The sequence below is a fragment of the Clostridium sp. AM34-11AC genome (assembly GCF_003435375.1).
Lineage (GTDB): Bacteria > Bacillota > Clostridia > Lachnospirales > Lachnospiraceae > Pilosibacter > Pilosibacter fragilis.
Map to the genome: position 1 here is coordinate 440,169 of NZ_QWGL01000001.1, position 14,786 is coordinate 454,954.

Here is a 14,786-nt window from a genome sequence, read left to right on the forward strand (position 1 = left end):
TCTTTCCTTATTTTCTCGTTCTTCTCCTCCGACCTTTCGTCTCCATGATATCCGCTTCGCTCAGATAGACCTTATCAAACCGTATCTCCTTCAGACCGCCGCCTTCCGCCTGGACATAATCTCCCATATAGAACATTCCATCCTCACGAACTTCAAACAGTTTCTCCCATTCTCTCTGCCCGGAAAGTTTTCCGTCCATGTAGATCGGGATCCCTTTTTCCGTGTACCGCTTAAGTCCATTCAGATAGCGCGTCATCTCCTCGACACTTCGATTTTCCGAGTCATACGTTCCACTTGCTGTTTCCATACCCATATACACCTTTCTTTTCTTCGTGCCGCATATCTATGGCATGCACGGTCTTATCGATGCTCTTCATTGAACGTTCTCCCTCTGCGCTGTCGATTTTAAGTTACTAAATGCCTCTGTTCCCGGCTTTTCCGCGATGACTGAAGAAGGTTATACTGTGACATGTTTTTCCCCGCTGCTGTATTCTTAGCCGGTCAGATCTCATTTATTGTGACATTTCTGAGTATCAGGCTTTTCCCTTTATAACGGTTAGGGAAATCGTCCTTTTATGTCATTTTTACAGGATACGCTGAAAAAATTCCCCGCACTCCTTCGTGACCGAGAAGGCATCCGCTGAAAACGGAATCCGTTCTGCATTGATCCGAAATCTTCTCGAGAATTCTCTTCTGGTCTCCTCGCTTCCAAATACCGCGAGACTCTGCCAGCTTTTTTTCTGTTTCGCTCTCTGTTCCATCTCGAATTCCCGGAAACTCTCCTGCTGCCACTCCGTAAAGGAACCCACCAGGAACTTTTTATCGCATCTCCAATATAATTCGTTTGCGCCATCTTTGACCGATCCGAAATCGATCAGGATATCGTCATATCCCCTCTGAAGCACCTCCTTCACAGCCTCCGGCCCTGCATACTTATAATAATCCGCATCCAGTACCCTGTATGGATTTTTCTGTCCCATCTGCCCCGTGCAGACGTATTCAAGCTTTTCTAAGTCCCCCGACTCATTAAATTCCAGCAGTATGGCTTTCCTTCTGAGGTATCCCGCGAGATAGTTTGTCAGCATGATCGAAAAATGGGTGCACCCCACCCCGGTATTGCTCCCAGCGATTCCGATCATTCTGCATCGCTTCTCCTGATTCTCTGTGATAATTTTTTTCTTTTCCATCTGGTTTCCCCTGTACCATCGTTCCATAGATCCCGGTAACAGGTGTTGGCAGCTTTATCTTCTCTGAATGGATTTGAAAAGAACGGAAGAAAGAAATAATGAATATCAGATAAAACTTTTGGAAGTTTCAGACGTGCTTTTTTCTCCATATGATTGAAGAGCAGGATCACATTCCCACGGCTTTTTAAGATCTTCGCCGCATTCACAGTCCTGTCGATCTCCCACCATTTTCCCCCGCATACAAGAACATAAAAATCTGCTTCCGGAAGTTTCTCTTCCGGGCGGATCACTCCCACATCCTTTATGATTACTGGAAAATAAAGATATGGCAGCTTCACAGCCTCGCCATAATAAGGCCGGATGCTTCCGCATCCGATTCGATATACGCCGGTCCGGTCCGTTTTGATTCCCATATTTTTCGCAAGTGTGCGAACCGCAGACGTATCATAAGCTTCCTGATATAAAGCCGGACACCCATTCCGGGTCAGAAAATGAGACATTCCGAGAGCCGCATGGGTTGTTCCGATCCCTGCTGCCGCCCCGGCAAAAACAACGATTCGAGATTCTGCTGCCTGTTCCTTCAGTTGATTTTGCAGCTCCTGCAGCGTTTCCTGCAGTTCATCCGCACTCTGGTAACGCGCTTCTTTCTCCTTTTCCATACACCCGCGGATGATCCGGTCAAACATCCTGTATTCCGGTTCATTCCTGTATTCCGGAACACTTCCCGGCGCATCCCCACGGCTCATAAAGTAGAGCAGCGCACCGATCGCGTACACGTCCGTCCGGCAGTCCAGTGGTTCCCCCGTGTACTGTTCCGGTGCCGCAAAACCGATCGTTCCGTACCGCTCACCAAACGCAGCGGCATCTGACGCGTATTGTGCATGATCAAAATCCGTCAGACGAAGGACTCCATTGCACACCAGCAGATTTTTGGGCTGCAAGTCTAAATATAAAATAGGATTTTCTGCTGAATTCATAAACTGAATGATACGGCAGATCTGTATTCCAAGATCAGCTGCCGCCTTAACCGACAAGCTGCCCAGGCGTTTTACCAGGGCATATAAAGATTCGCCTTCCAGATATTCTTCGATCAGATAACTGTATCCGGTATCTTCCTCCACATCGTAGACGATGGGGATTCCCGGATGTCTCAGTGTTTTCAGAAAAAGTGCTTCTTTTCTAAAAGTATCATAATCCGCCAGGGATTTCGGGACTACTTTTACCGCCCTGTATTCTTCCAGCTCAACGTGATACGCCAGATATACAGTACCGGATCGCCCGTTTCCCAGCTCTCTGCACAACCGATACTTGCCAAACAGAACGCGCTCGATAAACCGTCACACCTCCTTCCGGCAACACAACCTCTTGCGACTATTCTAATATACACACTCCCGCTTCAGACCATCTTGTAGATGTCAAACTGATTAAATTTTAATAAATTTCCCTCATACGATTGCAAAAACTGAATAGGATATAGTATATTATAAATATAAAAATGCGGTTTTCTGCCCTCTTATAATGGGAATTACAGCATACCGCGAATATTTTGATTTTAACCAGACAGGAAGTGATCCTATGAAAATAGAACGTATCAATGAAAATCAGATCCGCTGCACCCTCAGCAACTTTGACCTGAGTGTCCGGAATATGAATCTCGGCGAGCTGGCTTATGGAAGCGAGAAAGCCCGTAATCTTTTCCGCGAGATGATCCAGCGCGCCGCAAATGAGGTCGGTTTCGAGGCCGAGGATATCCCGCTTATGGTCGAGGCGATCCCGATGGCGAACGAGAGTGTTATGCTGATCATTACGAAGATGGAAGATCCAGAGGAACTGGATACCCGGTTCTCCAAGTTCTCACCGGAAGAGGACGAGAATGATAACGGATGGGGAAATCTCACCGCGGAAGTGCTGGAAGGCGCTGACGGCCTGATCAATATCCTGACCCAGAGCGGAATTTTAAAGCCGGAGGGAGAAAAAGCTCCTGCGGCACCAGCTGCAACGGCAAATGGACCGCAGGGAAAGGAAGAGACGAAGAATCCGGCTCAGTTTACAAGGATCTACCAGTTTTCTTCCCTCGACCTCGTCTGTGAAGCCGCACGGCAGACCGGTGCTGTTTTTAAGGGAAACAGTATTCTCTACAAGAATCCGGAAAATGGGGTCTTCTACCTGATCCTCAAGAAGGAAAATGACAGTGAGAGTTCCTTCAACAGAGTCTGCAATACTCTCTCCGAATACGGAACAAGGTTAAAAGGCGATGCCGCTGCGTCCGGCGCTTACTATGCGGAACATTATGATGTGATCGTAAAGAAGGACGCGCTTAAGGTGCTGCAGAACTTATAATCTGACTTCCCAATTGATCAATATTTAAATAGAGCATCTGTAAAAAGCTGCATTCCACAGATTTATACAGATGCTTTTTTATGTGCAAAGTCTGTTTCCAAAATGTCCCCTTGTTTTTTCAACATATAGAATTTTTATGGCACATTGCTCCATATATGTCAAAATGGAAAAAGGACTGCAGCCGGGAAAATTCTCCCTGACCGCAGTCCTTCTTACATTCTCCGACCTTTCGCACAGTCAGCAAACCAAAACTCTCTCGAGCGGTCACATACATTACTGCTGCTTCTGAGCCAGATACTCGTTAATTACACTTACAAGTTTTTCTACCGGAATTCCGTGAACCATGCAAGCCTCTTCCAGAGACTCCATCTGAGAAGACGGGCATCCGATGCAGTGCATTCCAGCGCCCATTAAAATCTGAGCCATATTCTCATCAACCTGAAGAAGCTCACCAATGAGCATTTCTTTTGAAATCTGCATGATAAATCCTCCTTTCACCTTCGAAATCTGCCGAGGGCAATTTTCTACGATTGTTTCCGGCATAACGGACATATCGCCGCATTTGCCAGCATATCGAGAGTATAATACTTTTTTCGTTTCTTGGCAAGGTGGTTTTGCAAAATCTGCTGGTACAGCCGCATCATGCAGTTACAGTACACGGGCACTCCATGCCCGCGCACTGTAACTGGATTTTGCCGATGCTTCGCATTCCGAATCGGCAAAATCCGCGGTCATAACGGTATCATACGGAATTTTCAGTTCAGAAAATTCCTACCCGCGTACAGTAACCATCATGCATTCCTGTATGATATGGTATTTCCAGTTTAGAAAATGCCTGTCCGCCTATGTTGACCATCATGAAATGCTTTCAGCTGAATGACAGCGGGTTGATTTTTGTCTGCAAAGTTTTGTCTGCAAAGGTAAGAATAGACTAACTCGAGTTGTGACTGTCTAACCGCATGTTTACTGGATTTTTGTTCCTCATTAGGTACATTTTTTCACAATTTTCCCCTTGAATAATTTAACCGTTTATTATAGAATGAAAGAAATAAACAAAGGAGGTATTTTGTTATGGCATATGTAATTAACGATAGCTGCGTTAGCTGCGGTACTTGTGCTGGTGAATGTCCGGTAAACGCTATTTCTCAGGGAGATGGACAGTACGTAATCGACGCTGATACTTGCATCAGCTGCGGTACTTGTGCTGGTGTCTGTCCGACAGGCGCAATCAACGAGGGTTGATCACAAACGCAAACCAATACATAAAAGCCGTTGTTCTATTCGAACAGCGGCTTTTTGATTTCTGTGGATTCTGATCCAGAATCCGGATCTTCGCGAAAGGAGTTCTCATTGTTACTCTCATCAAAGCTTATTCCCATTTCTCCCAAACTTTCTCTTTCTGAAGATCGACGGCAAAAACGGCGCTTTCGCCGCCGCAGCTTCCGCCCTCCCTTTATTCTCCTTCTGATAAAGCCGGATCGTCTCATCCAGCTGCCGGAACCGCTCTTCGTCCCGCTCATCTGCCACCCGCATCAGGTAATCGATCTCCTTTAACACTTTATCGTTCACCATCCGGCTGATATCCTGGCTCAGCTTCTCGTTGTTCTCCTCGATGGCCTGTCCGATCATCTGGGTAAGAAACTCCCTGAACTGCTCCGCTTTTTCCCGGTTCATGAGTTCCGCGGCTTCCCCCGGATCCAGCTTTTCCAGATCTCTCTTCTCCTGCTCCGTACATTCCTTCAATGCCGTCATAACATCCTCCTCAAGAACATCCGTGGGCGCCACCGATTCCCCCTCCGCGTCCAGCGTTTTCGCCAGCGCTGTCTTGATCGCCTTTAACTGATACCCCTTTTCCTTCAATTCCTTGATCTGTTTAAAAAGACGGATATGAAAATCCGTATAATACCGATGTCCCATCTCGTTGCGAGGGATGTTCATCTCCAGTTCCTCCTCCCAGTACCGAAGTACATGAGATTCCACATCAACCTTTTTCGAGGCATCGGAGATCAGATAATGTGTTTCTGACATGGTCGTCCTCTTCCTTTCACATGATTTTCGTCACAGTTCGAAATTTCTGCCATGAACCGCAACGATTGTTCGACTCTGTTTGATCCAGTTTCTCAGCATGTCCACAGACTGCCGCATGCCTGCAAAACCGTTATCAGATTGCTAATAATATATGTGAAGCCATGTCCCAATATGACAAAAACGCCCGCTTCCGATGAAATTCCTTCAAATTCCATTCGAAAGCAGGCGCTTGACCATGCATTTACTGCTGCTCCTTCGCAATATTCACAAACCGGGTCAGTTCCGGTTTCCAGCCAAGATATACGGTTCCGATCGGGCCGTTACGCTGTTTCGCGATAATAACCTCCGCCGTGTTCGGGTTATCCGTATCCTTATTATAATAATCGTCACGGTACAGGAACATCACAACGTCGGCATCCTGCTCGATGGCTCCGGACTCTCGAAGATCCGAAAGCATCGGTCTGTGATCCGTTCTTGTCTCACAGGCACGGGAAAGCTGGGACAGGGCGATCACCGGGACGCTCAACTCCCTCGCGATGGCCTTTAAAGATCTTGAGATCTCAGAGATCTCCTGCTGACGGTTGTCTCCGTTCTTTCCGCTGCCCGACATTAACTGCAGGTAGTCGATCATAACGAGGTCGAGACCATGTTCCAGCTTAACCTTCCGGCATTTGGAACGAAGTTCCATGATGGAAATACCCGGCGTATCATCAATTACAAGCTTGGAGCTTCCGATCGTACCGATTCCTTCCACGACAGCGTCCCAGTCCGCATCCGTCAGGGTACCGGTACGGAGCTTCTGGGAATCCACGTTGGACTCCATGGACAGCATACGGTTTACCAGCTGCTCCTTCGACATCTCCAGACTGAAGATCAGGCAGGTCTTCTGTCTCCGGACCGCGATATAGTCCGTAATATTCAGTACGAACGCCGTCTTACCCATAGACGGGCGGGCAGCGATCAGGATCAGATCCGAAGGCTGGAGGCCGGACATCCGGTAATCGAGATCGATAAATCCGGTAGGAAGACCCGTTACCGTGGATTTTGAGCGGGTCGCCTGCTCGATCTTATCAAGGACGTTCAGCGCGACCTGACGGATCGGCACGAAATCGCCGGAAGCGCGGCTTTCCAACAGGTTGAAGATCTGCTTTTCCGTGTCAGCCAGGATCACTTCAAGGCTGTCCTTTCCGGAATAACAGTTGTTGGCGATCTCCTCGTTGATTTTGATCAGGCGGCGGAGAACCGCCTTTTCATGGACGATCGTGGCATAGGAGCGCACATTCGCGGAAGTCGGAACCGTCGCCAGGATATCGCGGACAAAATCCAGACTGCACACCTCCGGCGGGACATCCTTTTCCTTCAGTCTGTCCTGAAGCGTGACCAGATCCACCGGTTTTCCCTCATTGAACAGCTCCACCATCGTATCAAACATGATCCCGTACTGACGCTGATAAAAGTCGTCCGCGACCACGATCTCCGATGCCGCGATGATCGCATCCCTGTCCATCAGCATGGAACCGATCACCGACTGCTCCGCCTCAACGCTGTGCGGCAAAACCCTTTTTACTAACGCTTCTTCCATCTGTCCGATTTCCTCTCTGTACGTCTGTGTCTATAACTTCGCACGGCTTCTGCATATATTTCTGCAGAAGCCGTTTTCTTTCTTATTTGCAAGCCGGAACCTCTACCTGGTTTCCTGCCCTGAATTTCAACTATGCTGTCCGCGTATTGCACACGCGGCAGACATTCAGTCTTTACGCCTCAACGACCTTCACGCTGAGTCTTGCTGTTACTTCCTTGTGGAGCTTGATCGGAACCTCAAAGCTTCCGATGCTCTTGATCGGCTCCGGCAGAACCATCTTCTTCTTGTCGATATCAAGCTTTAACTGGTCCTTCGCCGCCTTCGCGATCTCCTTTGTGGAGACGGAACCGAACGCGCGTCCGCCCTCGCCGGCTTTGATCGAAACGGTTACGGACATCTTATCGATCTCTTCCGCAAGCTTCTTAGCCTCCGCAAGCTGCTCTGCCGCAACCTTCTCCGCGTTTGCTTTCTGGAGCTTTAAATCGTTTAAGTTCTTGGATGTCGCCTCAACACCAAGCTTTCTCGGAAGGATAAAGTTTCTCGCATATCCGTCATTTACCTTTACGACCTGACCCTTTTTTCCAAGTGCCTTCACATCCTCTAATAATACAACTTCCATCTTAAATTTCTCCTTTCTCCAGCATCATATCGATGACGCCTTTCACCTTCTCCTTGGCCTCCTCAACGGTAGCACCCGGGAGCTGCGCACCTGCGATCGTTCTGTGTCCGCCTCCGCCCAGCTTTTCCATCATGACTTGGACATTGACCTCGTCGATCGATCTCGCGCTGATATAGATCTTGCCTTCATATGGGGTAAGAACGACAGATGCCTTCATTCCCACAATGTCAAGAAGCTCGTTTGCAGCCTGTGCGCCTACTACTGTCGGGCTCTCCACGCCCTCTGCCGGGCACACGCTGATGGCAAAGCATTTCTTATAGACCTCTGCCTGACGGACTGCCTCGGCTCTCGCCTTGTAGTCCTCCATACTGTCACGGAACAGCTTCCGTACTCTCGTCACGTCCGCTCCGTTTCTTCTAAGGAACGCCGCCGCCTCAAAGGTGCGGACGCCCGCCTGATTTGTAAAGTTGTTCGTATCGATCACGATTCCCGCGTACATAGCGTCCGCCTCCGGAGATTTGATCCGGATACTGTCAGCAACATACTGTAAAATCTCCGCAACCAGCTCACAGGCAGATGACGCGTAAGGCTCTACATAGGACAGAGTCGCGTTTGTGATGATCTCGCTGGACTGACGGTGGTGATCGATGACAACGATCGTCTTCACGAGTTTTAAAAGGTCCGGTTCTTCTGTGATACTCGGGCGGTTGACGTCAACAACGACAAGCGCCGTATTGTTATCCACGATATCCGCGGCCTCACTTCCCGTGAGGAACAGGTCCTTCGGATAATCGCCGGTCTCAAAGCGTTCCATCATCGGACGCACCGAGGAGGTCACTTCATTGATCACGATATGTGCTTTTTTGTTCAGGGCAGACGCGATCCGGTACATTCCGATCGCCGCGCCGAAGCAGTCGATATCTCCGATCTTATGTCCCATGATCAGAAGGCAGTCCTTTGTCTCAAGAAGCTCCCTGAGGGCATGGGCTTTGACGCGGGCCTTGACACGGGTCGTTTTCTCTAACTGCTGGGCCTTTCCGCCGTAATACTGGATCTTCTGGCCGCATTTTACTACCGCCTGATCACCGCCGCGGCCGAGGGCCATATCGATTGCTGTACGGGCATAATCATAGTTCTGGCTGTAGGTATCGCCGTTCATTCCGATACCGATACTTAAGGTCACCGCCATCTCGTTTCCGATATTGACGGTCTTTACCTCCTCAAGCAGTCCAAACCGCTCTTTTTCCAGACGCGGCATATAGCACTGCTTGATCGCAAAGAAATATTTGTCCTTCTCCAGCTTCTTTACGATACCGTTGACCGCAGAAATGTACTTGTTGATCTTTCGATCGATCAGGGCCGTTAAGAGCGATCTGCGGACTTCCTCGACGCTCTCCAACGCCTCATCATAGTTGTCCAGATAGATCAGGCCCGCGACCATCTTCTGGTCTGTGATCGCCTGCTTGTAGTTGTAGAGCTCTGTCTCATCATAGAGATATACCGCAAGGATCTGCTTCTCCGTCTGCTTCTCCGGGATTCCGGAGGCAAGCTCATCCGGGCGGATCGTCACGCATTTCATACTCACGCGGTATTTCGATTCCCCATAGATCACATGGACTTCCATCGCATTTTCCATCTTCTCGAGGGATTCCACTGTGATCTCCTTGAAGAGCATTGTCAGGCTTTTCCCTGCGCTCTTCTCTTCTTTGGTCACCGCCTCAAAGGCGCGGTTCATCCAAAGGATCTTACCCTCCGTGTCCGCGATCGCGTAGGGCAGCTCCAGAGACGCCAGAAGCTGTTTCTGGCTCCAGCTGTATGCCGACGCAAAGGACACCAGACTGCCGAGAGCCCGCTTCTTTCCGTACATATACAGGGTTCCGGCACACGCCGCGTAGATCACCGTAAATGCAAGCATCACGAATCCCGCCTTGCGTGAGATCAGGTTGACCGCAGCTCCCGCAAGAATTACCAGTGCCGTTAAAAATACCGGCCATTGAAGGTAAAGCTGCAGAATATGGCTGACCTTTTTATCATCTTTCATTCTTATCTCCTATCCGCCGCCCTTTAAAAATGGGCATAGCAAGACCATAAAAAGAATGTGCCTTGACACATTCTCGCGCCGAGCGCAGTCGCTTGCGATAGACTCTTCTTGCGCGAGTGTGCATTTGACACGTTAGTGCCTTTTTATGCATGGAGAAATTCAGGCAGAATTTCTCCATGTATCAGAACCGACTTTGGGGATAGTATACCATAGATACAGGCATTTGTCCATGATCCGCTTGGGGCGGACATTGCACTACGGTCTATGAAATTCCTGACGTGTATAGCAGTGGCACGGCTTCTAAAACCACCAGTAGCGTAAAATAGACTTTATAGCTCAAAGAAATTGTGATAGAATAATATAGGTGCCACCATAACGGTAGGCGGTTTGGCCCTCTTCGCAGAGGGCATGCGTGACCCTCTGATACATCGAAAAAAACGCAAAAAAATAACCGCCCAGTCCTCGCAAAACTAGCGGTTATTTTTTAATCCATATTTTCGAGGGCCAAGCCGTCTATCGGTGGCACTTCTCTTATCTATAATATAACATCTCTTCTTTAAATATTCAAGAGGTCTTTCTGCGATTTTCCTGTAACACCTTCCATGCCATTTCCGTTAAAATCTTGGATATTTTCAAAATCAGTTGATAAGAGGACGGGATTTAAGTATAATATAAATGAGCCAGAAAGGTTTCCGTGTGGCGACACATGAAAGCTGTACTCCGGCTGGGGAGGGTAATTACCAGCACTTTATGATACTCGGCAAGGCATCGAGGCTGACAGCCAGCATAAAACTCGCAATCATAAAAAATGCGTCGGATAACTTTGGTTGTCCGGCGTTTCTGTTACCCAAATACCGTTGATAGGAAAAATCTAATGAGGAAAAAGATCGATAAGAAAGAGATTGCAAAAGAAATTTGTAAAGCCGCGAAGTTATACAAAACCTCTTTCCTGCAGGAAGTTCGCATTTGTGTTTAATGAAGAAAATAAAGTTATAAGGCAACTATCAATCAATACTTTACGAAAGGATTTTCATTTATGAAAGCAACCGTACTCAGCGACAACATCCCCGCCGAAAATCTCGGCTGTGAATGGGGATTATCCATTTTTATTGAATATCATGGGAAACATATCCTTCTCGATGCCGGGGCATCCGGGCTTTTTCTGAAGAATGCTGATGTGCTTGGACTGAACATGAAAGACGTGGATTTCGGAGTTCTCTCCCACGCGCACTACGACCATGCAGACGGAATCCCGGAATTTTTCAGGGTAAATTCATCCGCACCGTTCTACTTTAGGGAAACCACCGGAGAAAACTGCTGCAAAGGTGTCTGGAACTATAAGAAATACATCGGTATTCCAAAGGGTATCCTAAAAAAGTATCCGGACCGGATCAAGCTCGTCTCCGGGGACTTTTCACCGTGTGACGGGGTTTATCTGATCCCGCATAAAACTCCGGGACTGGAGAAAAAAGGAATCCGGGAGCACATGTACCTGAAGGAAAAACGGCGCTGGAGACCGGATTCCTTCTCCCATGAGCAAAGTCTTGTCTTCGACACACCGGACGGTCTTGTGATCTTCAACAGCTGTTCCCACGGCGGCGCCGATACCATTATCCGTGAGGTCACCGCGACTTTCCCGGATAAAAAAGTAAAAGCCCTGATCGGCGGCTTCCACCTCTACAATAAGACCGACGCAGAGATCCTTGCCCTCGCCGAAGGGATCCGCTCCACCGGTATTTCTGAAATCTACACCGGCCACTGCACCGGAGATCATGCCTTTGATCTCCTGAAAGAGACGTTAGGAGAATCCGTTCTCAAGCTGCATGCGGGGCTAGTGATGGAATTTTAAAAACAAACTCCGCACAGTTTCCCGTGCGGAGTTCTTGTACTACCCGTTTCAATTGTTGTTCTCTACCCGATCAGGCTCATTAAGTATCCTACAAATGCGCCGCCCGGTGTTCCAATAATATTGCCAAGAAGAGCCATCAGGATACCGATCGGAACCAGTGCGCTGCTGTATGCACCTGCAAGTACCGGTGCTGTCGCAGTTCCTCCGACATTCGCCAGAGAAGCAACCGCACAGGTAAAGATATCCAGTCGGATCAGCTTTGCAAGGATTACCATAACCGCTATATGGATCAGCAGGATCAGGAATCCGGCAGCCAGCCATACCGGTGCATTTCCCATAGCAGAAATATCTGCTCTGGAAGCGATCATCGCGATGACAATGTAAAGCATGATATTGGAAACTTCTTCCGTTCCCTTAATCTTTCCAAAAGGAGTCATTGCTGCGATCAGACCTACAGCTGTTACAAGAAGAACTGTCCAGGTTGCCTTATCAAAAACAGGCAGAACAGACGCAACCATAACACCGGCATCCTTGGACAGAGAGGATATAAAGAAGGATACGCCGATTAAAAGAAGCATGTTTTTCCAGGTAAGAGGTCTCTTGTCCTCCCTTGCCTCTTTTTCCAGAGATGCTCCTACTTCATCGATCAGACGTACATCTGCCTTTGTCCAGGAGTTGAATTCCTTAGAGAAGTTGATCACCCACAGAAGGAACATAACATAGATTACTGCACAAACCGAATCCATTACCAGAGAATATGCCAGACTTTCTTCACTTACATCCAGAATTGCCTGAATCGCCAGCATATTACTGCCGCCGCCTAACCAGCTTCCGCACAGTGCTGCAAGTGCTTTCCAGCTTTCCGGACCCAGTAATTTATGGAAAATGCCATAGCTTACTACAAAACCAACACCGATTGAAATACTCGCTGAGAAGAAACCGATCAGCATTTTCGGTCCTAATTTAATGATCTTTTTCAGATCACAACGCAGCAGCATTAAAAACAGCATTGCGTAGAGTAACGGATTTTTGATCGATACGTAAATGGCTGACGTATCCTGCAGATCCCATACTTTCATAGTACATAAAAGCATCATGCCTAAATAGATCAGAACAATCGGCGGTGCAAATTTAAAAAAGGTCTGTGCGCCTTTTCCCCGCAGGTACACGGGAAGATTGACCAGAATTGCTGCTAACAGCATTAAAGTGGCCAGATAGATAAATCCATCATGAATCATTTGAAATGCTCCATTCTGCCACCGAATATCGGTGGGCTTTATTTTCTTATTCAGAACAAGCCATAACGAGCGGTTGAAATTTTTAGCTCCCCCTTCCTTCTCCCTTTCGATACCTTTTCACAAACCGCAGAGCAATGTGAGACTGGCATAGCAGTGTACTGTTTCTCCATAGAATTTCCTCAGAAGGCTAAAAAAAGGGTCCAGAATAATGTTCTGGACCTTTCAATGACCTCTCGAATAGTGTACTGCCCTTCCACATTGCTGTTTCTTTTTTTGACTTTTCCTCTACGTAGTATAAAGGGTGTCAGCAAAAAAGTCAATTTTCAGACATAAATATCCTTAAATATCTTTTAATGCAATTTTCATGCAGTTCCTTATTGCAGCTTCTTATATTTTTCCAGCTTTCAGGAAAAACAAATTTCTTTTTCTTATTTCGATTTAATGTCAATACCTGTCATAACTCCATCTGTTCAGCGCGATCATCGCGCGGGTGCACATCATCGACATGTAGTGCCTTTTTGTGTAACAGGAAATTCTCTGCTACGCCAAAAAAAGGATCCCACATGATCTCTCATATGGAATCCTCGAATGATGCTTCAAATTAATTAGATAAAACCTTACTTTATCCGTGAAAATCCTTATTCTAAGGAATTATTCACATGTGTACGGCATAAGAGCGATATGACGTGCTCTCTTGATAGCTACTGTTAAAGCTCTCTGGTGCTTTGCGCAGTTGCCTGTGATTCTTCTCGGGAGGATTTTTCCTCTCTCGGATACGTATCTCTTTAACTTGTTTACGTCCTTGTAATCGATCTCGCCGTTCTTATCGCCGCAGAATACGCAAACTTTTTTTCTTCTATGCATGCCGCCTCTTCTTACTCTGGAAGAATCGGACTTGTCACCTTTATTGAATGCCATTTTAAATTACCTCCTGTTAGTTTCGTTGTCTGTAACCGTCCAACGCTTGTCCGGCCACGTGCAAACTCAGTCTACTCACAGCGAATTAGGAGTAACGCACTGTATTGTCTCAGACTGATATTTAGTTGAATGGAAGTCCTTCGTCCTCGACTCCATCCGGAATATTCATAAATCCATCGCCGATGGCACTGGACGGAGCAGGTCTTGTCCCCTGCTGATAGCCGCCGCGGTTTCCGCCGCCGTAGCTGTTGCCGCCGCCAAAGCCGCTGTTATCGCCGCCCTGACCCTTGCTGTCAGCGAATTCCTGGTCATCTACAATAATATCTGTTGTATAGACCTTCTGGCCATCCTTATTTACATAGCTTCCGGTCTGGATTCTTCCGGAAACCAGTACACGCATGCCCTGACGGAAATATTTCTCCGCAAATTCACCGGCACGATCAAAAGCTACGATGTTGATAAAATCGGCCGTCTGACCCTGATCGCCGTCCTGGCTTCTTCTGCCTCTTCTGTCAACTGCAAGCGTATATCTTGCGATTGCCATAGAGCGCTCGCCCTGGGAATAGCGCACTTCCGGATCTCTGGTTAATCTACCCATAAGGATAACTCTATTCATATTCTCACTCTTTCTTTATTAAGCGTCCTGTCTTACGCAAAGATAGCGAACAACCGGCTCCATAATACGGATGTGAGCCTCAACCTCGTTCGGGCAGTTTGCCTCGCCCTCGAAGTGGATGAAGTAGTAGAATCCCTCTTTGCTCTTCTGGATCTCGTATGCAAGTCTCTTCTTGCCCCATTCGTCCACATCAACGACATTGCCGCCGAAACGTGTGATATAGCCTTTCACTTTCTCAAGTGCGGCTGCTCTCTCGTCATCTTCAAGTTTTGCGCTAAGAACAACTGCTAACTCGTATTTGTTCATAGTTTCATAAACCTCCTTCTGGTCTTCCGGCCCCCGATTTTCAGTATCAGGAGCAAGGATTT

At 47.7% G+C, this 14,786-nt stretch carries 15 protein-coding genes; 3 read left to right on the top strand and 12 right to left on the bottom strand.

Annotation, left to right across the window (positions count from 1 at the left end; translation table 11 throughout):
• Positions 1-7: 7 nt before the first annotated feature.
• The 3 genes from DW826_RS02005 to DW826_RS02015 all read right to left on the bottom strand — a co-directional run bounded on the left by DW826_RS02005 (position 8) and on the right by DW826_RS02015 (position 2,488).
• Positions 8-307, bottom strand: coding sequence for a hypothetical protein (locus DW826_RS02005; RefSeq protein WP_117469290.1), 300 nt, complete (start codon positions 305-307; stop codon positions 8-10).
• A gap of 277 nt (positions 308-584) precedes the next feature.
• Complete coding sequence (locus DW826_RS02010) at positions 585-1,187, bottom strand: hypothetical protein (RefSeq protein ID WP_147327120.1); 603 nt, start codon at positions 1,185-1,187, stop codon at positions 585-587.
• Positions 1,136-2,488: a serine/threonine-protein kinase gene (locus tag DW826_RS02015; RefSeq protein WP_181967957.1), complete on the bottom strand. Its 1,353-nt coding sequence runs from the start codon at positions 2,486-2,488 to the stop codon at positions 1,136-1,138. The genes DW826_RS02010 and DW826_RS02015 overlap by 52 nt, the downstream gene beginning before the upstream one ends.
• 274 nt (positions 2,489-2,762) lie before the next feature.
• Between DW826_RS02015 and DW826_RS02020 the strand changes: the two genes are divergently transcribed.
• Positions 2,763-3,527, top strand: a complete 765-nt coding sequence (locus DW826_RS02020) for an adaptor protein MecA (protein ID WP_117483533.1) — start codon at positions 2,763-2,765, stop codon at positions 3,525-3,527.
• 273 nt (positions 3,528-3,800) lie between these two features.
• Here the strand turns inward: DW826_RS02020 and DW826_RS02025 are convergent, their stop codons facing one another.
• On the bottom strand, positions 3,801-4,007 hold the full coding sequence (locus tag DW826_RS02025) for a DUF1858 domain-containing protein (RefSeq protein WP_015552988.1): 207 nt from the start codon (positions 4,005-4,007) through the stop codon (positions 3,801-3,803).
• Between the two features lie 591 nt (positions 4,008-4,598).
• On the opposite strand from DW826_RS02025, the gene DW826_RS02030 reads away from it, so the two are divergent.
• Positions 4,599-4,769, top strand: coding sequence for a 4Fe-4S binding protein (locus DW826_RS02030; RefSeq protein ID WP_117483534.1), 171 nt, complete (start codon positions 4,599-4,601; stop codon positions 4,767-4,769).
• Between the two features lie 120 nt (positions 4,770-4,889).
• Here the strand turns inward: DW826_RS02030 and DW826_RS02035 are convergent, their stop codons facing one another.
• The 4 genes from DW826_RS02035 to DW826_RS02050 form a co-directional block, all read right to left on the bottom strand.
• Complete coding sequence (locus DW826_RS02035; protein WP_117468996.1) at positions 4,890-5,555, bottom strand: helix-turn-helix domain-containing protein; 666 nt, start codon at positions 5,553-5,555, stop codon at positions 4,890-4,892.
• A 241-nt stretch (positions 5,556-5,796) separates the two neighbouring features.
• A complete protein-coding gene (gene dnaB, locus DW826_RS02040) occupies positions 5,797-7,137 on the bottom strand; it encodes a replicative DNA helicase (RefSeq protein ID WP_015552984.1) in 1,341 nt (446 codons plus the stop codon).
• A 172-nt stretch (positions 7,138-7,309) separates the two neighbouring features.
• Complete coding sequence (rplI, locus tag DW826_RS02045) at positions 7,310-7,756, bottom strand: 50S ribosomal protein L9 (protein WP_117551869.1); 447 nt, start codon at positions 7,754-7,756, stop codon at positions 7,310-7,312.
• A 1-nt stretch (position 7,757) separates the two neighbouring features.
• Complete coding sequence (locus DW826_RS02050; protein ID WP_117551870.1) at positions 7,758-9,797, bottom strand: DHH family phosphoesterase; 2,040 nt, start codon at positions 9,795-9,797, stop codon at positions 7,758-7,760.
• 1,036 nt (positions 9,798-10,833) lie between these two features.
• On the opposite strand from DW826_RS02050, the gene DW826_RS02055 reads away from it, so the two are divergent.
• A complete protein-coding gene (locus tag DW826_RS02055; protein ID WP_117483536.1) occupies positions 10,834-11,646 on the top strand; it encodes an MBL fold metallo-hydrolase in 813 nt (270 codons plus the stop codon).
• Positions 11,647-11,708: 62 nt separating this feature from the next.
• Here DW826_RS02055 and DW826_RS02060 read toward each other — a convergent pair whose 3' ends face one another.
• From DW826_RS02060 to rpsF, 4 genes are all read right to left on the bottom strand, one after another.
• Positions 11,709-12,884 carry a DUF819 family protein gene (locus tag DW826_RS02060; protein ID WP_117551871.1) on the bottom strand — a complete coding sequence of 392 codons (1,176 nt, stop codon included), beginning with the start codon at positions 12,882-12,884 and terminating at the stop codon, positions 11,709-11,711.
• Positions 12,885-13,535: 651 nt separating this feature from the next.
• The gene (gene rpsR, locus DW826_RS02065) at positions 13,536-13,802 is read right to left on the bottom strand and encodes a 30S ribosomal protein S18 (protein WP_015552975.1); all 267 of its coding nucleotides are present in this window, start codon (positions 13,800-13,802) and stop codon (positions 13,536-13,538) included.
• Positions 13,803-13,923: 121 nt separating this feature from the next.
• On the bottom strand, positions 13,924-14,418 hold the full coding sequence (locus tag DW826_RS02070) for a single-stranded DNA-binding protein (protein WP_021905147.1): 495 nt from the start codon (positions 14,416-14,418) through the stop codon (positions 13,924-13,926).
• Positions 14,419-14,436: 18 nt separating this feature from the next.
• Entirely contained in the window at positions 14,437-14,724 is a 288-nt protein-coding gene (rpsF, locus tag DW826_RS02075; protein WP_117551872.1) for a 30S ribosomal protein S6, read from the bottom strand.
• Between the last annotated feature and the right edge of the window lie 62 nt (positions 14,725-14,786).